Source organism: Neisseriaceae bacterium CLB008, from assembly GCA_041228285.1.
GTDB lineage: Bacteria > Pseudomonadota > Gammaproteobacteria > Burkholderiales > Neisseriaceae > JAGNPU01.
Map to the genome: position 1 here is coordinate 2,386,024 of CP166133.1, position 19,844 is coordinate 2,405,867.

Genomic DNA, 19,844 nt, shown 5'->3' on the forward strand with positions numbered 1-19,844 from the left:
CATGATGACCATGCTGCCGCTTTTGCGTGACTGACTGTTTACTGCCCCGCTTCGGCACGCTCCTGCATGACGCGCTTCACCGTGACACGCGGAAAGGTAAAGAACACCGCCATCAACACCACGCACACCAAGCCAAACGCCAGGCTACCAAAATGCACAAACAGCATTTTGACGACTTCGATGATGCCCGCGTACAGCAGCATCACCATGATGCCCATGGCCGCGGCCACCGTCCCCTTAGACACGTCTGAAGACATCAACGCAAAACGATACAGCACCGCAAAACAAAGGCCTTCGCCAAAGGCAACCAAACTCATCCCCGTCAGCATAAACCATAGAATATACGGTTTAGCAACAAAGCCCAGCAGCACAATCAAAGCACCGATCAGCATGATGGGCGTACCGATCTGAATGGTGCGCCCTAAAGGCAGCCGATCAACCCAACGCATCACGCAAATATTGCCTAAGATCAAACCAAAAAACACCGGCAGCTGGCTCAAGCCATAGTCCATGCTGCTCAAGCCCAAGTCCGTTACCAGCATCACCGGCGACAGCGCCACCCACAGCATCAGCGGCAGGCCAATAATGGGCCCCGTCATGGCTAAGGCCAAAAAGCGACGATTGCTGTACACCCGCCCATAGTCTTTCACGATGGCCCACAGTGCAGTAGGGTTTTTATTGGGCAGATCAACCGTCTCTGGCATGTATTTTTTCAGGCCAAAAAAGGCCACAAACGCCAGCGCCGCAATGCCGACAAAACCCCAATGCCATGAAATGTGTTCAATCATGAAAGCGCCCAAAATCGGGCCCAAGAGCGGCGCCAACAGCGACACATTCGCCATTAAAGCCATCACCTTGACGGCAATACGCTCTTCAAATGCCTCTTGAATGGTGGCATAGCCCACCGCCGTGATCACGGTTAAACCGGTGCCCTGTAAAAAGCGCATGAAAATAAAGCTTTCAATCGTTTGGGTCAGCAAAATCCCCAGACAGGTGACGACAAAAAACACCACGCCGATTAAAAACACCCGCCGCCGACCCACGCGATCAGAGAGCGGCCCCAGCAGCCAAGCCACCGCCGCACCACCTAATAGATAAGCTGACATAGATGAAGGCGCCCACGACGCATCCACACCAAAGTCACGCGTTACCGACAGCATCGCCGGCTGTACTAAGTCATTACCAATATAAACCGCAAATTCAAACAACACTAAAGCCAAAGGAAACATCAACGCGGCGCGCGTCAGCGCCATGTGCTTATTACTCATATACCACCTAGTTTATTATTAAGGACAGCGTCAGAACGGCGCTGCCTGTGCCTTACTGCTCATCAAAAAAACCGGTTTCTGAACGCCGTTTTAAATACGCCTCATCATCAAACGTATGCACATGTTGTGGGGCGAACGTCACCAAAATCGCGCTTAAGAGGCCGGTTAAAAACGCCTCCGCCCAAGCGATCAGAAAATACACGGGGAAGGCTTCACTCCACAAGTAGCGCTCAGAATACTCAGGGCGCGTGGCCAACAGCCCCACCACCATCACCCCAACCACCATCATGCTTAAGGCACCAGCCAAAAAACCATTGCCCAAAATAAACACAAAGATGTGTTTGGGCAGCCATTTTTGCGCCGCCCACAATAAGCCATAGCTCACCACCACGCTCGGCAATGCGGTACTGCTAAAGCTAAGGCCCAAGGCCCAAAAATCCTCGGGGCTTAAAAACAGGCCGGTGTACAGCACGCTGGCAATGGCCATCAGCCACAGCGCCACCGCTGGCCCCAAAGTTAAAGTCAACAAGGTGCCGCCCAAAAGATGGTAGGTGACCCCCGCCTTCACGCCTGCGTGCAGGCTCCACAATAGACACAGCCACAGCAGCCCCACACCCAGCGGCAATAAGCGCTGTTCGCTTTGGCGCAGCCGCCAGCCCGATGCCAGCAACACCAGCACCATCACCGCCCAACCTAAAAGCAGCTGGGGTTCGGAGAAATTTACCTTCAAAAAATTCATGTCACCTTCACCATTAATCAATACAGACCAACACCACAATCAGCGGTTAAATCAATCCGACAGATAGCCGCTGATGCAACCACGCCAAGCGATACAAAATGCTGGCCGTCGCACCCCAAACGTCATAGCCGTTATATGGCAAAGCCAAAACGTTAAACGAGCCTCTTGGACGATGAATCATGCGGTGTTGATAATGAGTGCGATCCAGCATCCACGCCAAAGGAATGGTAAACACGTCGTCCACCTCTTCATTGGCACGCCAGGTTTGCGTCGGTTCCAACAATCCCAAAACAGGCGTCACGTCGTAGCCGGTTAGGGTTTGAAATATGGGCATACTGCCAATTACGCTGACGGCCGAGGGCGCAATGTGCAACTCTTCTTCGGTTTCACGCAGGGCGGTGTTGATTAAGTCTTGATCGCTTAAATCGCGCTTACCACCAGGCAGGCACACTTCCCCAGCGTGGCTTTTTAATAAGGTACTGCGCACCGTTAACAAGACATGCCAGCCATCTTCCTTGGGCACAAAGGGCATCAAGACCGCCGAATCAATCGGCGCCAGACTCGGATCGAGGCGATTGTGACGAATGTCTTGGTCGGGATAGTTCGGCTCGGCACACGCTTCGCGCAAAAACTGCCGCAACTGTTGTTCACTCATGCTCATGGATTCCTTTCATGACCATTCATCAAAATTAATCATTCTGACAACAGTATAGCAAGCTTAAGCGCCCTCATTGCGCTTAAGCCGGATGGACTACTTGAAGCCTATCCCTAAACAGGGCAAACTGCCTATACTTTCAGAACCAGCAACGTAAGGATGTTTCAGGTGGCGCAAGACGATGGCTATGCACACAACGACCTACTTTTGGCATGGCACCAATGGCTAGACCAGCGAACCGATGAATGGCAAAGCCATTTAACCAACCAAACCGCCCAGCATTTACCAGACTGGCCAACCTTGGCGCAGCAATATGAAGACTTTTGGCGCCAGAATCTGGCCCACTTAAGCCCCAACAGCGCGCCCACAGTAGACACTCACGCGACCGTATCCCCGCATTTTAACGCACCCGAATGGGGGACTCACCCTTATTTTGCCCAAATCAAAGCGTTTTACACCCAAACCCATGATTTTGTGGTGCAACACGCACAGTCTATGGCCACAGCGCTTGACTTACGCCCAGAACAAGCGGCTCAGCTAGAGCTGTTAAACCAGCACTTTTTGGCCGCCCTACACCCGGCTAATCATTTACTGCACAATCCAGAGGCTTTAAAACTGGCCTGCGACAGCCACGGTGACAGCCTAAAAAAAGGCCTCGACAACCTCAAACATGACCTCAAGAAAGGCCGCATCAGCTTGGCCAATGACAAAGCCTTTCAGGTCGGCCACAACATCGCCACCAGCGCGGGCAGCGTGGTGTTTAAAAACCATTTAATTGAGCTCATCCACTACCAGCCCACCCAAGGGCAAACGCACACCACGCCAGTATTGTTGATTCCACCTTGTGTGAATAAATTTTACATCATGGATTTGGAAGACAAAAAATCCATGGTGCGCTATTTGCTGGATCAAGGCCTGTCGGTGTTTTTAATTTCATGGAAAAATGCCGACGACACGCTCAAACACGCCAGCTGGGACAACTACGTGGACGACGGCGTGATTCAGGCCATCCGCGTGTGCCAAGACATCAGCCAAGAGCCCCAGATCAACACCCTAGGCTTCTGCATTGGCGGCGTTTTACTCAGCACGGCGCTGTGCGTCCTCAAGGCGCGTGGCCACGACTGGGTACAGCACACCGTCTTCATGGCCTCGATGACCGACCACAGCGACACGGGCCCCATTCAGCCCTTCATTACCGAATCCTTGGTGCAAAAGCGTGAAGAGCAAGCCCTCAACGGCGGCCTCATCAGCGGCCTAGCGCTCAATGCGGCCTTTTCAGCCTTACGCCCAAGCGAGTTAATCTGGCGCTACGTGCAATACAATTACCTGAAAGGCCACACGCCTAAATCCTTTGACCTGCTGTTTTGGAACGGCGATCCAGCCGATCTGCCCTTGCCGATGCACACCTTCTTCTTGCGCCATTGCTACCGTAATAATGCCCTCGCTCAGCCAAGCAGCATGCAGGTGTGCGGCGTGCCTATAGATTTAGGGACGCTGACCCAGCCCATGTACATCATGGCCGCTAAGGAGGACCACATCGCGCCCTGGACCTCTATTTATCAAGGTCTGAGACTGTTTCGCAGCAGTCCCAACATCCGCTTCGTCTTGGGTGCCGCAGGCCACATTGCCGGCACCATTAACCCGACCATCGACAACCGACGTCAATTTTGGCACGGCGAAACTTTGCCACAGTCGGCGCAAACATGGTTTAATCAAGCAAAGAGTGAACAAGGCAGCTGGTGGCAAGATTTAAGTATTTGGCTAACCGCCCGCTCAGGCCCCTTACGGCCCGCCCCAACGGCGTTGGGCAGCCGCATCTGGCCGCCTTTGTATCCGGCACCAGGACAATACGTCCACGAGAAAGCCAATCCTTTATTGCTGTACCAAAATACTTAAGCAAACGCCGTACAGCAGCACCTCAAACCCAATGCAGTCCGTCATCGTCTTAGGAGAAAACATGAACGAAGTGGTTATTGTGGCCGCCAAACGCACCGCGGTTGGCCAATTTTCCGGCAGCCTTGCCAATATCCCCGCTACCGATTTAGGGGCAGAAGTCATCAAAGCCTTGCTGGCAGACAGCAAGGTTGCGCCAGCCGATGTCGATGAAGTCATCATCGGCCAAGTGCTGACCGCCGGCGTGGGCCAAAACCCCGCCCGCCAAACCATTTTAAAAGCAGGCCTCGGCATCGACACCCCTGCTTTAACCATTAACCAAGTGTGCGGCTCTGGCCTCAAAACCACCCACCTTGCGGCCCAGGCCATTGCCTGCGGCGACGCCGACATCGTGATTGCCGGCGGCCAAGAGTCTATGTCGCTCAGCCCCCACTTGATCCCCAAGATGCGCACAGGCCAACGCGTAGGCGACGCCCAAATCATCGACAGCATGATGTTTGACGGCCTCACCGACGCCTACGCCCACTATCCGATGGGCATCACGGCTGAAAACATTGCTGAAAAATACCAAATCAGCCGCGAAGCACAAGATGCTTTTGCGCTGGCTTCGCAGCAAAAAGCCTCGGCCGCCCAAAAGGCAGGCAAATTTAGCGACGAAATTGTGCCCATCAACATCCCACAACGCAAAGGCGACCCGATTGTGTTTGACGCCGATGAATTCATCCGCCACGACGCCAGCGCCGAATCCATTGCCAAAGCCCGCCCTGCCTTCAAAAAAGACGGCAGCGTCACCGCAGCAAGCTCTTCAGGTCTAAACGATGGCGCTGCCGCCGTACTTTTGATGTCTAAAGCCAAAGCGCAAGCCTTAGGCCTCACGCCTTTAGCCACGATTAAAGGCTATGCCTCTAGCGGCGTTGACCCAGCCATCATGGGCATGGGCCCGGTGACTGCGGTACAAAAAGCCTTGGCCAAAGCCCAATGGGACTTAGCCGACGTTGACCTTATTGAGGCCAATGAGGCATTTGCCGCTCAGGCCTTAGGCGTGTCGGGTGAGCTTAAGTGGGACATGAATAAAGTCAACGTCAACGGCGGCGCCATCGCCATCGGCCACCCCATCGGCGCTTCAGGCTGCCGTATTCTGGTGACTTTGCTACACGAAATGAAACGCCAAAATGCCAAAAAAGGCTTGGCTACCTTATGTATTGGCGGCGGCATGGGCGTGGCCCTAGCGGTTGAACGCGAATAGGCCAAACGCCAGCCAAACCTAAGCCACTGCTTCGCAGTGGCTTTTTTATCGCCCTCCTTTGCCCTAGGCCAAGGCTGGGTTTAGCAAAGTTTCTGAAAAGAGCGTAAAATGCATGGTTAAGATTTTTCTTGATTCATCTTTTAAGATAGGCAAACAATGAATTTTTCTAACCGCAACATTCCCAATACCCGCATGCGCCGCATGCGTAAAGACGAGTTTTCTCGTCGTTTGATGCGTGAGCACACCCTGAGCACCAATGATTTGATCTACCCCGTTTTTGTCTTAGAAGGCCAAAACCAAGAGCAAGAAGTCCCTTCTATGCCAGGCGTGATGCGTCAAAGCATCGACAAACTGCTGTTTACCGCCGAAGAGGCCGTGAATTTAGGCATTCCTGCCCTCGCCCTATTCCCGGTTGTCACCCAAAATAAAAGCCTGACCGCTGAAGAAGCCTATAATCCTGAAGGCCTGATTCCCAGCACCATCCGCGCCCTACGCGAACGCTTTCCTGAGCTTGGCATCATCACCGATGGGGCGCTTGACCCTTACACCACCCACGGCCAAGACGGCCTCATCGACGCCAACGGCTACGTGCTTAACGATGAAACCGTAGAAGTGCTGGTGAAGCAAGCCTTGTCACACGCCGACGCCGGTGCTCAGGTAATCGCCCCTTCTGACATGATGGACGGCCGCATTGGCGCCATCCGTGAAGCCCTAGAAGACCACGGCCACATCCACACCCGCATCATGGCCTATTCGGCTAAATACGCTTCGGCTTTCTATGGTCCGTTCCGGGACGCCATCGGCAGCGCCAGCGCCATCAAAGGCGGCAATAAATTTAGCTACCAAATGGATCCGGCCAACAGCAATGAGGCGCTACAAGAAGTGGCTTTAGACTTACAAGAAGGTGCCGACATGGTCATGGTGAAACCAGGCCTGCCTTACCTAGACGTAATCCGTCGCGTTAAAGACGAATTCCAAGTACCGACCTACGCCTACCAAGTCTCAGGTGAATACGCCATGCTGCAAGCGGCGATTCAAAACGGCTGGTTAGAAGCAGACGCCACCATCATGGAAAGCCTCATCGCCTTTAAGCGTGCAGGCGCCGACGGTATTTTGACCTATTACGCTCTACACGCAGCGCGTTTACTCAAAGCACAGGCTTAAACCTCAGCCTACTGCCAACAGCGACCTTAGGGTCGCTGTTTTATTTTGAGCGGCCCTATTTCACCAGCTTTTGCCACCAAAAAATCAGCGTCACCACCACGCCAAAAATCATCACACCCTGAAAATAATCCATGGCCGCCATGATGGTCGCCTGCTGCAGCAGCATTTGCTGTAGCTGACTCAAGGCCGCCAACGGCGCACTGCCGTCAATGAGGTTGCGGCTTAAGGCACTGCTCAAAGACGACCAAGCCTCCATAAATTCAGGCCGATCGGGCCGATAAAACGTGCCTAAGCTACTGAAATGCAGCGTCGTTCGCCATTGCATGAACACCGTCCCCAAAGTGACTCCTAAAGACAGAGCCAATTGGGCAATCATATTGCGTAGCTGCATGGCGTGTGAAAACAAAACCTCATCTTGCTGTAGGCTGCGAAAGCCTAAGGCCGTAATCGGCGACATCACCAAAATAAGAAACAAACCATTGGCCATCAGCGCCGGCAAAATATGCACCGCCAGCGAAGCCTGCGGCGTGAGGCTAGACAAACACCAGCCGTAAAACACCACGCACAGCCCTCCTGGAATCAGGTATTTTTTTAAGGTTGGCGACTTCACCACCGTTTTGGAAAACACAATCCACGCCAGTAAAGACATGCTTAAGCCAATAGACATATACAGGCCGATGGGCGACCAGGCAAAATTAAAGCCTTTTTGCAGCAGCATCGGCAAAATGTAGTTGCTGGCCGCATTCATGATGAAAAAAGCACAGGAAAATAAGGTGCTGATCAAAAACAGCCGATTTTGCAGCACCGGCCGCACCTGCATCAAGGCACGCTGATTGCTTTGATGCAGGCCCTTTAAAAACAGGCTCAAGCAAATCAGCGCCACCGCCACCATGGCCAACAGCACCATGGCATGGCTATAAAAATTATAGCTGGAACGACGAAATACATAGAAAAATGCGAAGCCGCCAAAGAGCAGCAGCAAAATCAAGATGGGGTGGCTGTGGGTCAGCCGCTCTGCTTCTGGCACAATATAGGTAGGCAAGCACAGTGACGCAAACAGCCACGCCACCAAGGCACAGCCGATCAGAATCAAAAACAGCATATTCCAACTGTCGTTCGACACCACCAGCGCCGCCAAAAATGGCGCACTCGCCATCCCCAGTGTCATACTCACCACAAACACCTTAATGCCCACAAAGCGGGTGGCCCCTGGCGGCAACAGCAGCGTCAGCAGGCGGGCACTGGTCATAAAAGAGGCGCCGCCCAAGGCCATGATCGAGCGGCCAGCCAAGAAGGTGGCAAACGAATGACTGAAATAGCACACCACCGCCCCCAGCATCGAAAATGCCAAGCTGATTTGAATGTAGCGCCGCCAGCCAATACGCTCGACCAGCCAATGCTGTTGCGCAATCATGATGATGGCGATACAGGCATAGACGGCATTGATCAAGCCAAACTCTTCTGGGCTCACGCCAATCTCGCCCATGATGGGGTTGGCCGAAAACGCGATCATCCCAGCCTGTAAATACTCAATGATGTTTAGACAAAAAATCGTCACCAAGAGCTTGCCCAGCAGCCGTTGCGAAATGCGGATGGGCATGGTCTAGCCCCTAGGCTGTGCAAGGTTGGCCTGAATGATGGCGGCTATGAGTTCATTCGCTTGGGCCAATTCATCGGCAAATACTTCGGTCGCATAGGTCTGAGGCTGGGCCGTCACCGCGCTCAGGCTTTGATCAGGACCACGTTGGCGCGTCGACACGCTTACCTTCATCGACAGGCCAATCCGTAGCGGATGCTGCAACACCTCTTGTCTATCCAAGCCGATGCGCACCGGCACCCGTTGCACCACTTTAATCCAGTTACCGGTGGCGTTTTGTGCGGGCAACAGAGCAAAAGCACTGCCGGTACCGGCATCTAAGCCCAGCACCGTACCGTGATAAACCACTTGCCGCCCGTAAACATCCGCCACTAGCTGCACCGGCTGGCCCTGACGAATGTGCTGTAGCTGTGACTCTTTAAAGTTGGCACTGACCCAGACTTGATCCAGCGGCACAATGGCCATAAGGCTAGTGCCTGCGGCCACATGTTGCCCCACCTGCACATTACGCTTAGTCACCATCCCCGCCACCGGCGCCGCAATCTGCATGCGCGCCTCGTTAATGTAAGCTTCTCGCAGCGCCGCCACAGCCCCCTCAACGTTTGGATGAGTGGTGATGGACGCATGGTCGACCAAAGCACGGCCCGCTTTCAATTGATTCTGCGCCGCCACCACGGCCGCCTCAGCGCCAGCTAAAGCTTGCTGGGCACCTTGCAGCTCTTCAACCGCAATGGCGCCGCTTTGTGCCAAGCTACGACGGCGCTGATATTCGGTGCGTGCACGCGCCAGCTCGCTTTGGCGCTGCGCCAACAGCGCTTGCAGCTGGTCTTTAGAGGCAAACTGACCGCGCACCGCCCTAACCGACTGCGCCAAAGCGGCCTGAGCCTTAGCCAAGGCCAACTGGGCATCAATGGGGTTTAACGCCACCAGCGGCTGGCCTGAGCGCACTTGATCGGTCGTGTCGGCCTTAATGCCCACCACCGTTCCGGCTACCTGCGCCGTCACCAGCACCACATTACCTTCTACGTAGGCATCCTCTGTCACCGCCTCATACTGCCCCCACAATAGCCACCAAATGCCCAGCAACAGCGCCACCAGCAGTACCACGCACAAAATGGCATAGGTGAGCCGATTGCGCTTGGTCATGAGTCGGTATTTAAGGGCACGCTGTAGCCGCTCACGCTGGCTGCGACTAGGTCGTCTTAAGGGTTCTGTGGGTGCATCAGTTTGATCGGTATCGATGGGGGATGGGCGCTGCGTCATGAATTACTTCTTTAACTGTTTTGTCATCAAAAAAACATGATAAAACTTTTTAGACTTTTCTACCATTGAATAATCAACAAATAATTAACAATTAATATCAATGATTTAATAATAAATAATCACAGTTTTCACAAACTATATAAACAACCCACTATGGTTTTATAAAGGCTTCTGGCACCGGCTTCAAGCGCCACCAGCGTCGCGTACTCACCATCGGTCGTATCGTCAGCATCGATCCTAACTCAAGGCGTAAGGCGCCGCTTAAATCGGTTCGGTACAAAGCCACGCCCTCATCCGCCAATCGCGCGGCTACCTCAGCATGCGGATGACCGTAACGATTAGCCCAGCCAGCAGACGCTACAGCGACTTCAGGCGCAACACGGCGCAAGAATTCGGGCGTCGTCGAACTACGGCTGCCGTGATGGCCTAAGATCAACGTCTGACTCCATAAATCATCACCATAGGCAGCCACCAAGAAAGCCTCACCTTGTGCTTCTAAGTCACCGCTGATCAATAGAGCTTGAGTACCGGCGATGACCCGCAGCACGCAGCTGGCCTCATTACCGCTGGCCGCCAGCCCCGGCGTCAACCACTCAAAGTACACCTCGTCCACCGTCCATGCGCCACCAGCGGTGCAGTGTTGCAGCGACGGCTGCGCGGCATAAGCCGTCGGCACGCCGGCCCAGATACGCAGCGGTGCTAATCCCTCGCTCAAGCGTTGCCAGCCGGCATCGTGATCGCGATGATCGTGAGACAGCACCAATGCATCCAAGCGCCGCACCCCTAAAGCGCGCACATTATGCAAGACTGTATCAGCCCGAGCCTCTGGCCCCGTATCAAACAGCAAGGTGTGGCTACGGGTTTGCAGTAAGGCGCTCAAGCCTTGGCCTACATCCCATACCGTTACCCGTAGCGTGCCCACGGTAGGACGTTCAGGCACATAGGCCAAGGGCAAAAGCCAACACAGGCCGATTAAGCTCTGTACCGGTAGGCCGCGCGGCAGCAGCCACAGCATCGTCCCCAGCGCCGCACTGCCCCACAACGGCCACGGCAGTTGCGGTAGCGACCAGACCCAAGCCCACGGCTGCACCCGCAGCAACAGCTTAAGGCTGCCATCAGCCAAGGCAATGGCCCATGCCAAAGGCGCATCAAAGGGTAATAACTGGCCAATTAAGGCCAAAGGAATCAACACCAACGTGGTCCACGGAATCGCCACCAGATTAACCAAAAAACTGATGCTGGGCAGCTCGCCAAAGAAATACGCCACCGGCACTAAAGCCGCCACAGTGGCCGTCCACTGTAAATGCAACAGGCTTTGCCACGCCTTTACTGGGCGCAAGCGTCGACGCGCACTATTCACCCACAGCAGCGCCCCCACTAATAAAAACGACAGCCAAAAGCCAATACTGAGCGCGGCGCCAGGATAAAGCAATAAAACCAGCACCACGGCCGCCCACCACACCACCCACACCGACACATAAAAGCGCGCCTGCCACAGCACCAAAGCCACCGCCAGCATCAGCACGCTGCGCTGCGTCGGCACCGCAAAGCCCGAAGCCCCCGCATACACCAATGCCGCCAACAAACCCACGGAGCCAGCATATAGACGGCTATTGCCGCGTGGATGACGCCAATAGCGCAGCACCAGCTGCATCAAGGCTGCGGCAAAGCCACCGACCAAAGTCACGTGCAGACCCGAAATACTGACTAAATGATTCAAACCCGTTACGCGAAACAGCTGCCACAGCTCAGGAGTGAGCCCTTGCCGCTGACCGAGGCTCAAAGCACTCACCAGCGCCGCCCCCGCTTCGCGCCCCTGCCCTAAACGCGCGACTCTCGCCTGAGCTTGCGCACGAATGGCTGCGCTCCAGCTGCTCAAATCGTGCTATTGGCGCAGCCACTGCCGCTGCCCGCGACTGATGCGCCCACCGCCATCAATGCCCTGCCCCACGGCCATCAGGCCCGGCTCATGACCACGAGGATTGAGCCGACCAACAGGCGCCTGTAGGCGCACATTGAGCCGCCACACGCTGCCTAGGGGCCAGTTTTGATCGCTGGCATCTTGCAAAGACAACACCCGCGGCCGCCACATAACCCCGCCTAAGCCTGCGATTGCATCCTCATCCACTGCCAGCACCCTCACCCGCAGCTGCTGTGTCCCAATGCTCTGCGGCGCCACCTCTAGAATGCGTACCGTGAGCGAGCGCTCCTCGCCCACCCAGCCCCACGGTACGCGAGCTTGCTGCGTCGTAGCCACCCACGCATCGCTATAAGCCAAGCAACCGAACATCAAGGCCAGGCGCAATGCCCATCGCGGACGCCCGTGCCATAACAGCAGCAGGCCGCCCAAAGCTATGCTCAGCCAAATCGGCAGTAGCCCCGGCCACCGCAGCGGCAACATCAAGGCCCCGACCATGACCATTAAGGTGCCCATAGCGATCGCTCTTTCACAATGATCTGATCATCAAGCCTAACACAAACATGACAAATAAATAAACCTGGGCGCAAAAAAACCCGCCAAAGCGGGTTTTTTAAATCATTGACTCAAGGTCAATTATTTAACTTGACGACGTACTTGGGTACGGATCAACAAGTCTACGCGACGATCAGGTTCGATACAGTCGATTTGAACTTGACGTTTCTTAGCAGCAGAAACTTTGCTGCCTAGTTTCGCTACTTCAGCTTTACACTGTTCAGTCATCTTAGCTTGGGTTTTACCGAAGCCTTCAGCAACTACTTTTTCAGCAGGCACGCCGTTGTTTACTAAGTAGTTACGAACAGCGTTTGCACGCTCTTCAGACAATTTTTGGTTGTAAGCATCAGCGCCCATAAAGTCAGTGTGACCTTGAACACGTACGCTTTCAACTTCAGTGTTACGCAAACGTTGAACCAATGGGTTCAAAGTTTCCAAAGCTTCGTTACGCAAAGTTGCGCGGTCAAAACCAAACAAGAAGTTGGCAGACAAGCGAACGGTTTCGTCAACGTATTGAGGAGCAACCGCAGCTACTGCGTCGCCACATTCAACCAAGCCGTCTACAGATTTGTTTAGGTAAGTATTTTCCCAGCACTCGCCATAGCTATTACGAACCACTGAGTCTTCAGTTAAGTCGCCAGTGTAGCCTTTCTTAGTAGCAAAAGATTCGGCATAAACGCTTGAAGAAGCGGCTAAAGCAATAAGCAATGCGCTTAATTTAAGCTGTTTGGTCATGTTATTCCCTCATTCAAAAAAATGTGACGCAACAAATACATTAATCATACTTGAACGTGAAGCAATCACAATAATAATAGTAGTCGCTAAGCGATATCTTAAAAACCTTGTTTGAACTATAGAAAGCTCAAGGCTTGCTGTCAATAGTTTCGCAAATAAAGCCTCTAGCCTATCGCTTAAAAGTAAACGTCTTCCATTCTGCCTAAAGCAGCGACAACTGTCACTTATTTACAACAATTTTTCATTTACCAGCCCAAAAACTGTTGGTAATCCACAACATTATGCCATAACTATCACAAAAGCGAAATGCCAAAATCATTTAGCAATCAACTAAAGGCCCAATCAAATCAGTCTTTCTCTGATACTAAACCCTTGCTGGCAAACCGGACAACAATTTCATTTACACATAGATTAAAGCCCTAGAGTTTGTCTCTTAGTTACAACAAAGCACACAAAAGAGATTTGTAGTAAGCTATAGACGAGATTACGATCTAGACTTCTATCCTCCCATTTTTGCATAAGCTGCCCCCATGAAACTACAACAATTGCGGTACATCTTAGAAGTGGCCAAACACAACCTGAATGTGTCGCAGGCGGCTGAGGCTTTGTTTACCTCTCAGCCCGGTATTTCTAAGCAAATTAAACTGTTAGAAGAAGAACTCAATGTGCAAATCTTCATCCGTCGCGGCAAACGCGTGGTCGGCATTACCGAGCCTGGCCATCTGGTGTTGCAGCTGGCCGAGCGCATTCTGAAAGACACCCACAACATCAAGCAAATTGGCGCCGAGTTCGCCCAGACCGACGCCGGCACCTTAGCCATTGCCACCACCCATACTCAAGCACGCTATGCGCTGCCGCAGGTCGTATCACAGTTTGTCAAAGACATGCCGCAGGTGCAGCTCATCATCAAACAAGGTAGCCCCAAGGAAATCACCGAATTTCTGACCGAAGGCATCGTCGACTTTGCCATTCTGACCGAAAGCTTCAGTGCCGTAGACCACATCACCACCTTGCCCTGCGCCGAGTGGAATCGCAGCGTCATCGTGCCTAAGGGCCATCCGCTTAGCCAGCTTGACCGACCTCTAAGCCTGCACGACTTAACCCAATACCCGCTGATTACCTATGATTTTGCGTTTCACGAAGGCTCGCACATTGCTCAAGCCTTTGCCTTACACAACATCCCAGAGCCACGCGTGGCCCTGTCGGCCGTTGACACCGACGTGATCAAAACCTATGTTCGCCTCGATCTCGGTGTCGGCCTCATCGCCAGCATGGCCTATGAGCCAGAACAGGACAGCGACCTCGTATTGGTGTCGGCGGCGCATTTATTTGAGCCGTCTACCACTAAGATTGCGCTACGCAACGATGCCTATCTGCGCGGCTACGCCTATCATTTCATCGAGCTCTTTGCCCCTAGCCTTACCAAGGCACGCGTCGAGCAAATGCTGTACGATCCCGTCATCGACGACTACTCTATTTAGAACTGCATTTAGGCAAAAAAACCGTCAAACAGAACAAAAAACGGCCGTGGCGCACGATGATCTCGTGGCCACGGCCGTTTAAGCATTTGGCTATTTAAGCAGCGCCACACCTAAAGCTTGGTGCACGTGCTGCCACGCGGCATCCAGCGGTGCACGCAAGCACAAGGGCTGACCGGTCACAGGATGGGCCAAAGTTAAGGTATGCGCATGCAACAACAGGCGATTCACCCCAAGATGCGCAGCAAAGCCTCTATTTTGATGCAGATCACCATGCGTCGTGTCGCCAATGATGGGATGGAAAATATGCTTCATGTGCCGGCGTAGCTGGTGCTTGCGGCCCGTCTCTGGCTGTAACTGCACTAAGCTATAGCGCGCCGTCTGATAGCGCCCAACCGCAATGGGCAACTCCACCTGCGCCAGCGGCCGACAGTGAGTCACCGCCGACTGAATTTGCGGCGCCTGCGTCACCAGTTCATCGGCAATCTTATCCAGTTCTTGCAGCAGCGGATAATCAATGCATTGCGCTTCGTGCACATATCCTCGCACCCAGGCCAAATAGGTTTTGGTCAATTCATGCGCCTCAAACTGCTGCGACAATTTTTTTGCCACCTCGCGCGACAGCGCCATCAGCAGCACGCCCGAAGTGGGCCGATCTAAGCGATGAACGGTGTACACGTGCTGATTGATCTGATCGCGCACGGTTTGCATCACAAACTGCGTTTCGTGGCGATCCAGCCAGCTGCGATGCACCAGCCAACCGGCCGGCTTATTCACCGCCACCACATGCTCATCTTGATAAATGATTTCGATCGGGCCTGCGCCCTCATCTGAGCGACTATCTGAATGGGCCGTCATCAGGCCAACAACATTTCTTGCATCAGCTTCATGCCCCACTGCCATGAACCCAAGCCGTGAGTCATGTGGCCAACGGCTCCCTGATTCAATAGCTTCGCACCGCACTGCTGCGCCAAACGACTGGCCTCGGCAACAGAACAAAACGCATCGTTGTCGCCACACACCAGCGCCGTCGGAAAGCACACTCGTGCCCGCGCCAACACCTGCTGCCGTTCGTCTTGGGCCGGTAAGGTCACCGGCGCTGCCAAAATGGCGCCTTTTACCTGGCCCTGAGTACGCAAGGCCGCCTGCGCCACCCAGGCCAAAGTAGCCTGCACGCCAACACCGTGGGCCACGATGAAGATCGGACCATGATGGGCATCAATGATTTGATTCAAGTGTGCCTGCCATGTGGCCACCGTTTCATCAGAGGCGCACACGACATCAGTAGCGGTCGGGTAGCTGCGCAACCACGTATCCAGCCACAGGCCTTTACGCGGTACGCTGGCGTCGGCAACCGCCAACAGCAGCAAATCATCTTGTAAGGTCATAATCCACCACTAATGGGGCATGATCAGAGAACTTAACCTCTTTATACACGTGGGCGGCACGCGCATATTGAGCTAAATCAGGGGTTTGCATCTGATAGTCGATGCGCCAACCCACGTTATTGGCATAGGCCTGACCGCGGTTACTCCACCAGGTGTAGCCAGGCTCTTCTGGATACAGCGTACGCCAAATATCCACCCAGCCCAACTCTTCAATCACCTGCGTCAGCCACGCCCGCTCTTCGGGCAAGAAGCCTGAGTTTTTAAGATTACCCTTCCAGTTTTTAATGTCGATGTTGTTGTGGGCAATATTCCAATCGCCACACACCACAACCTGCTTATGCTGAGCCTTCAGCTCGGCCAACATCGGCAAGAAAGCGTCCAAGAAGCGATACTTCAGTTCTTGTCGAATCTCGGCGCTGGTGCCAGACGGCAGATACAGGGAAATCACCACCAGATCACCAAAGTCGGCGCGCACATAGCGGCCCTCTTGATCAAATTCAGGGATGCCCATGCCGATTTGCACTGAAGTGGGCTTTTCCTTGCTGTAAATGGCCACGCCGCTGTAGCCGCGCTTTTCAGCACAGTGCCAAACGCCGTACATACCGTGAGGCGATTTCATTTCCTCGGTCATGTCAGCCTCTTGTGCTTTAAGCTCTTGTACGCACACAATGTCGGCACCCGAAGTGGCAATGTAGTCGATAAACCCTTTACGGGCGGCGGAACGAATGCCATTAACGTTGGCGCTGATGATTCTAAACACTGTCAACCTCGTGTATCATTAATAAAGTTTATTGATTATAACCACTAGGAACATTCATGTCAGATTTTCGCCAAGACTTCTTACAATTTGCCATCCAGCAAGAGGTTTTAAAATTCGGTGCGTTTACCACCAAAGCCGGACGCCTATCCCCCTATTTCTTCAACGCCGGCCTATTTAATGATGGTTTAAGCACCCTAACCTTGGCGCGCTTCTACGCCCAGGCGATCATCGACAGCAAAGTCGAATTTGACATGTTATTTGGCCCAGCCTACAAAGGCATTATTCTAGCCGCAGCCACCAGCATGGCCTTGGCCGAACAGGGCATCAACGTGCCTTTCGCCTACAACCGCAAAGAAGCCAAAGACCACGGCGAAGGCGGCGTTTTGGTCGGTGCACCCCTGCAAGGTAAAGTCTTGATTATTGACGACGTGATTTCTGCCGGTACGTCCGTGCGTGAATCCGTACATTTGATTCAGGCCGCAGGCGCCACGCCAGCGGGCGTAGCGATTGCCCTAGACCGTATGGAAAAAGGCCAGGGCGAACTGTCTGCGGTGCAAGAAGTGAGCCAACAGTTTGGCCTACCGGCAGTGGCCATTGCCACGCTTAAAGACTTACTGGCCCTCGTCCAGCAAGACGCCAGCCTGATCGAATACCTGCCTCAGGTACAAGCCTACCGCGACCAATACGGCGTCGACGCTTAAACAGCGAGCCCCCACCAAAAAGGCCACGCAGGTTTGCGTGGCCTTTTTATTTGCTGCGTCTCGCATTAGGCAGACACAATATCCGGATGGGTCATCAGCTTTTCAACGATGTAATCCACAAAGACGCGGGTGCGTAAAGCCAAGCGGTCGCCGTGCGGGAAGCAAATATTAATGGAACGGGTTTGGGCCACGTTCTGATCCAGGACCGACACCAGCTCGCCCGAACGTAAATAAGGCGCCACCGCGTATCCCACCACTTGCGCCACCCCACAACCCGAAGCCGCCAACGACAAGATCGCCTCTACGTCGTTACAGGTATAGGTACCGGTCACATCCAAGGCCACGCGCTCACCTTTTTGCATGAAGTTCCACTTACTGATGCGGCCAGTCGACGGAATCTGATAATTAATGCAGTCATGATCATACAAATCGGTAATGGCTTCTGGCTTACCGTGCTTTTCCCAATAATCAGGCGCGGCCACCACGTATTGGTTAATCGGCGTCAACGAACGCACCGACACACGGCTGTCGGTAGACGACTCAATGCTGATGCCCACGTCAAAACCATCCTCAATCAAGTCGCTGCCGCTGTCCCCAATGCCGATATACAGCTGGATGCGTGGATAGCGGATGTTAAATTCCTTCAGCAACGGCAACACAAAGCGACGCCCAAACGAATTAGGCAGGCTCACCCGCAATAGGCCAGTGGGCTCATTGCCGCTGTCGCGCAATTCATTGATGACGTAGTCTAGCTGCAAGGCTGGGCCGCGCGATGAATCATAAAAGCGGCGACCGTCTTCGGTTAAGGTTAGCTGACGGGTGGTACGGTTAAATAATCGTACATCCAATTCTTGTTCTAACCTGGCAATACTTTGACTCACCGCCGCCGGCGAGACCCCCAAACGTCGAGCGGCATCAGAAAAACTGCCGTTCTCAACGGTACTCATAAAAACCACTAAGGCTCTTAACGTGTCCATACTTATCCCCTATTCATAATGTTGTCATCACTATGTTTTAATATAGTAACTAGGTTGACTAACGTATAGAAACTTACCACACTTGACAAACTTCTCCTTATAAATCAATTGTTAATTTATGTAAAGCATAAAGTAAGCCAAAATAACGTTTAATTATAGAATTATATATCAATGATTTTGCCATTATTGAACAATAACTGTGAATCAAGACCCTGCTTAAAGAACCCGAAAAGAGACAACTCGGCTTTTGTTAATTGACTTTTAAGCCATTCTTTTTTCAGTTGTCCGATACCATGTTCCGCTGCAATGGTGCCATTAAATGCTAAGACATCCGCGTATACCACAGCATTAATGGCCTCCTCAAACGCATACACTTCTGGCCCCAAAGTATTCTTCAAAAAGACGTTGTAATGCAGGCTACCATCGCCTAAATGACCAAACACCACCAAGGAAACATCCGCTGCCAAAGCCAAAACCTTAGGGCCATTTTGGCGCACAAAAGCCGCCACATGGCTGATGGGCAAAGCAATATCGTGTTTGATGCTGGCGCCTAAATCGCGCTGCGCTTCCGACACCGACTCGCGCAGCGTCCACAGCTGTAGGCGCTGCTGTTCGGTTTGTGCCAGCACCACATCTTCGTAGCCCGCAGCCACTAAAACCGTCAACAAGGCCTCTGATAGCTGCGGCAAAATCATAGAATCTGTCAGCTCCAACAGAATGTGCCAAGGCGCCTCAGAAGGGGCTTTCAGTCCAGTAAACGCACACGAAAGCTGCAGCGCACGACTGCTTAATAGCTCAAAACTGCTGACCCGCTCGGCAAACTCACCCTTGAGCAAGCTCAATAAATCGCAGGCCGCCTCGATGTCCGCCACGCCGACCCACGCCGTTACCGTGGTTTTGGGCTGAGCAAACAGCTTCAGCGTGGCCGCCGTGATGATGCCCAACGTGCCTTCTGAGCCAATAAAGAGCTGCTTTAAATCTAGGCCGGTGGTGTTTTTATGCAAAGGCGTCAGATGATCAATAAGGGTGCCGTCTGGCAAGACGACTTCTAAGCCCATCACCAAATCGCGCATGGTGCCGTAGCGCACCACATTCAGGCCGCCGGCATTACAGGCTATATTGCCGCCAATTTGGCAACTGCCTTCGCTGGCCAAACTCAAAGGGAAAAACCGCCCCGCCTCGGCTGCATGCATCTGCGCCGTTTTCAACACCATCCCCGCCTCTACCGTCATACAGCCATCGACGAGACTGACGTCACGCAAACGATTGAGCTTATTTAAGGACAGCACCACCGCCGGGCGCTCAGCCGCATCCGCACTAGGCGTAGCCGCCCCACACAGGCTGGTGTTGCCGCCTTGCGGGGTAATTCGAACCTGGGCACGCTGCGCCCAACGCACAATCGCCTGCACTTCGGCGGTGCTGTTTGGCAGCAGAACCGCCAAGGCCTCGCCCACATAGCGTTGCCTATAGTCTAAGCAAAAAGCTGCCATGGCTGCGGGTTCACTCA

The 19,844-nt window shown here is 53.4% G+C and carries 18 protein-coding genes; 5 read left to right on the plus strand and 13 right to left on the minus strand.

The annotated features are described in order from the left end of the window. Window positions 1–38 precede the first annotated feature (38 nt). Genes AB8Q18_10955 through AB8Q18_10965 form a run of 3 tightly spaced genes read right to left on the minus strand, consistent with a single transcriptional unit; the run spans window position 39 to window position 2,662 of the window. A complete protein-coding gene (locus AB8Q18_10955) occupies window positions 39–1,268 on the minus strand; it encodes an MFS transporter (protein ID XDZ50704.1) in 1,230 nt (409 codons plus the stop codon). A gap of 52 nt (window positions 1,269–1,320) precedes the next feature. Beyond that, complete coding sequence (locus tag AB8Q18_10960; GenBank protein XDZ50705.1) at window positions 1,321–2,007, minus strand: energy-coupling factor ABC transporter permease; 687 nt, start codon at window positions 2,005–2,007, stop codon at window positions 1,321–1,323. Between the two features lie 46 nt (window positions 2,008–2,053). Then, complete coding sequence (locus AB8Q18_10965; protein ID XDZ50706.1) at window positions 2,054–2,662, minus strand: CoA pyrophosphatase; 609 nt, start codon at window positions 2,660–2,662, stop codon at window positions 2,054–2,056. 168 nt (window positions 2,663–2,830) lie between these two features. Between AB8Q18_10965 and AB8Q18_10970 the strand changes: the two genes are divergently transcribed. From AB8Q18_10970 to hemB, 3 genes are all read left to right on the plus strand, one after another. Continuing rightward, window positions 2,831–4,558, plus strand: a complete 1,728-nt coding sequence (locus tag AB8Q18_10970; protein XDZ50707.1) for a PHA/PHB synthase family protein — start codon at window positions 2,831–2,833, stop codon at window positions 4,556–4,558. Between the two features lie 61 nt (window positions 4,559–4,619). After that, a complete protein-coding gene (locus AB8Q18_10975) occupies window positions 4,620–5,801 on the plus strand; it encodes an acetyl-CoA C-acetyltransferase (protein ID XDZ50708.1) in 1,182 nt (393 codons plus the stop codon). A gap of 156 nt (window positions 5,802–5,957) precedes the next feature. Beyond that, a complete protein-coding gene (hemB, locus tag AB8Q18_10980; GenBank protein ID XDZ50709.1) occupies window positions 5,958–6,965 on the plus strand; it encodes a porphobilinogen synthase in 1,008 nt (335 codons plus the stop codon). Window positions 6,966–7,020: 55 nt separating this feature from the next. Here hemB and AB8Q18_10985 read toward each other — a convergent pair whose 3' ends face one another. The 5 genes from AB8Q18_10985 to AB8Q18_11005 form a co-directional block, all read right to left on the minus strand. Continuing rightward, entirely contained in the window at window positions 7,021–8,565 is a 1,545-nt protein-coding gene (locus tag AB8Q18_10985) for an MFS transporter (protein XDZ50710.1), read from the minus strand. 3 nt (window positions 8,566–8,568) lie between these two features. Then, a complete protein-coding gene (locus AB8Q18_10990) occupies window positions 8,569–9,825 on the minus strand; it encodes an efflux RND transporter periplasmic adaptor subunit (protein ID XDZ50711.1) in 1,257 nt (418 codons plus the stop codon). A 151-nt stretch (window positions 9,826–9,976) separates the two neighbouring features. After that, on the minus strand, window positions 9,977–11,704 hold the full coding sequence (locus tag AB8Q18_10995) for a DNA internalization-related competence protein ComEC/Rec2 (GenBank protein XDZ50712.1): 1,728 nt from the start codon (window positions 11,702–11,704) through the stop codon (window positions 9,977–9,979). A gap of 6 nt (window positions 11,705–11,710) precedes the next feature. Beyond that, entirely contained in the window at window positions 11,711–12,259 is a 549-nt protein-coding gene (locus AB8Q18_11000; GenBank protein ID XDZ50713.1) for a DUF4131 domain-containing protein, read from the minus strand. Window positions 12,260–12,379: 120 nt separating this feature from the next. Next, on the minus strand, window positions 12,380–13,033 hold the full coding sequence (locus tag AB8Q18_11005) for an OmpA family protein (GenBank protein ID XDZ50714.1): 654 nt from the start codon (window positions 13,031–13,033) through the stop codon (window positions 12,380–12,382). Between the two features lie 530 nt (window positions 13,034–13,563). Here AB8Q18_11005 and AB8Q18_11010 point away from each other — a divergent pair. Then, window positions 13,564–14,514, plus strand: a complete 951-nt coding sequence (locus tag AB8Q18_11010; protein ID XDZ50715.1) for a CysB family HTH-type transcriptional regulator — start codon at window positions 13,564–13,566, stop codon at window positions 14,512–14,514. A gap of 90 nt (window positions 14,515–14,604) precedes the next feature. Here the strand turns inward: AB8Q18_11010 and truC are convergent, their stop codons facing one another. Genes truC through AB8Q18_11025 form a run of 3 tightly spaced genes read right to left on the minus strand, consistent with a single transcriptional unit; the run spans window position 14,605 to window position 16,659 of the window. Continuing rightward, the gene (gene truC, locus AB8Q18_11015; GenBank protein XDZ50716.1) at window positions 14,605–15,369 is read right to left on the minus strand and encodes a tRNA pseudouridine(65) synthase TruC; all 765 of its coding nucleotides are present in this window, start codon (window positions 15,367–15,369) and stop codon (window positions 14,605–14,607) included. After that, window positions 15,369–15,899: an RBBP9/YdeN family alpha/beta hydrolase gene (locus AB8Q18_11020; GenBank protein XDZ50717.1), complete on the minus strand. Its 531-nt coding sequence runs from the start codon at window positions 15,897–15,899 to the stop codon at window positions 15,369–15,371. Before AB8Q18_11020 ends, truC begins: the two co-directional genes overlap by 1 nt. Further along, window positions 15,883–16,659, minus strand: coding sequence for an exodeoxyribonuclease III (locus AB8Q18_11025; protein ID XDZ50718.1), 777 nt, complete (start codon window positions 16,657–16,659; stop codon window positions 15,883–15,885). Before AB8Q18_11025 ends, AB8Q18_11020 begins: the two co-directional genes overlap by 17 nt. 56 nt (window positions 16,660–16,715) lie before the next feature. Between AB8Q18_11025 and pyrE the strand changes: the two genes are divergently transcribed. Next, on the plus strand, window positions 16,716–17,360 hold the full coding sequence (pyrE, locus tag AB8Q18_11030; protein XDZ50719.1) for an orotate phosphoribosyltransferase: 645 nt from the start codon (window positions 16,716–16,718) through the stop codon (window positions 17,358–17,360). Between the two features lie 65 nt (window positions 17,361–17,425). Here pyrE and AB8Q18_11035 read toward each other — a convergent pair whose 3' ends face one another. Then, on the minus strand, window positions 17,426–18,337 hold the full coding sequence (locus tag AB8Q18_11035) for a LysR family transcriptional regulator (protein ID XDZ50720.1): 912 nt from the start codon (window positions 18,335–18,337) through the stop codon (window positions 17,426–17,428). A 161-nt stretch (window positions 18,338–18,498) separates the two neighbouring features. After that, complete coding sequence (locus tag AB8Q18_11040; protein XDZ52923.1) at window positions 18,499–19,827, minus strand: FAD-binding oxidoreductase; 1,329 nt, start codon at window positions 19,825–19,827, stop codon at window positions 18,499–18,501. Window positions 19,828–19,844: the final 17 nt, after the last annotated feature.

Excerpts from the sequence above, each read along its gene's own strand:
- AB8Q18_10955 (XDZ50704.1), bottom strand. The coding sequence starts at position 1,268 with ATGAGTAATAAGCACATGGCGCTGACGCGCGCCGCGTTGATGTTTCCT.
- AB8Q18_10960 (XDZ50705.1), bottom strand. The coding sequence starts at position 2,007 with ATGAATTTTTTGAAGGTAAATTTCTCCGAACCCCAGCTGCTTTTAGGT.
- AB8Q18_10965 (XDZ50706.1), bottom strand. The coding sequence starts at position 2,662 with ATGAGTGAACAACAGTTGCGGCAGTTTTTGCGCGAAGCGTGTGCCGAG.
- AB8Q18_10975 (XDZ50708.1), top strand. The coding sequence starts at position 4,620 with ATGAACGAAGTGGTTATTGTGGCCGCCAAACGCACCGCGGTTGGCCAA.
- hemB (XDZ50709.1), top strand. The coding sequence starts at position 5,958 with ATGAATTTTTCTAACCGCAACATTCCCAATACCCGCATGCGCCGCATG.
- AB8Q18_10985 (XDZ50710.1), bottom strand. The coding sequence starts at position 8,565 with ATGCCCATCCGCATTTCGCAACGGCTGCTGGGCAAGCTCTTGGTGACG.
- AB8Q18_10990 (XDZ50711.1), bottom strand. The coding sequence starts at position 9,825 with ATGACGCAGCGCCCATCCCCCATCGATACCGATCAAACTGATGCACCC.
- AB8Q18_11000 (XDZ50713.1), bottom strand. The coding sequence starts at position 12,259 with ATGGGCACCTTAATGGTCATGGTCGGGGCCTTGATGTTGCCGCTGCGG.
- AB8Q18_11005 (XDZ50714.1), bottom strand. The coding sequence starts at position 13,033 with ATGACCAAACAGCTTAAATTAAGCGCATTGCTTATTGCTTTAGCCGCT.
- AB8Q18_11010 (XDZ50715.1), top strand. The coding sequence starts at position 13,564 with ATGAAACTACAACAATTGCGGTACATCTTAGAAGTGGCCAAACACAAC.
- truC (XDZ50716.1), bottom strand. The coding sequence starts at position 15,369 with ATGACGGCCCATTCAGATAGTCGCTCAGATGAGGGCGCAGGCCCGATC.
- AB8Q18_11020 (XDZ50717.1), bottom strand. The coding sequence starts at position 15,899 with ATGACCTTACAAGATGATTTGCTGCTGTTGGCGGTTGCCGACGCCAGC.
- pyrE (XDZ50719.1), top strand. The coding sequence starts at position 16,716 with ATGTCAGATTTTCGCCAAGACTTCTTACAATTTGCCATCCAGCAAGAG.
- AB8Q18_11035 (XDZ50720.1), bottom strand. The coding sequence starts at position 18,337 with ATGGACACGTTAAGAGCCTTAGTGGTTTTTATGAGTACCGTTGAGAAC.
- AB8Q18_11040 (XDZ52923.1), bottom strand. The coding sequence starts at position 19,827 with ATGGCAGCTTTTTGCTTAGACTATAGGCAACGCTATGTGGGCGAGGCC.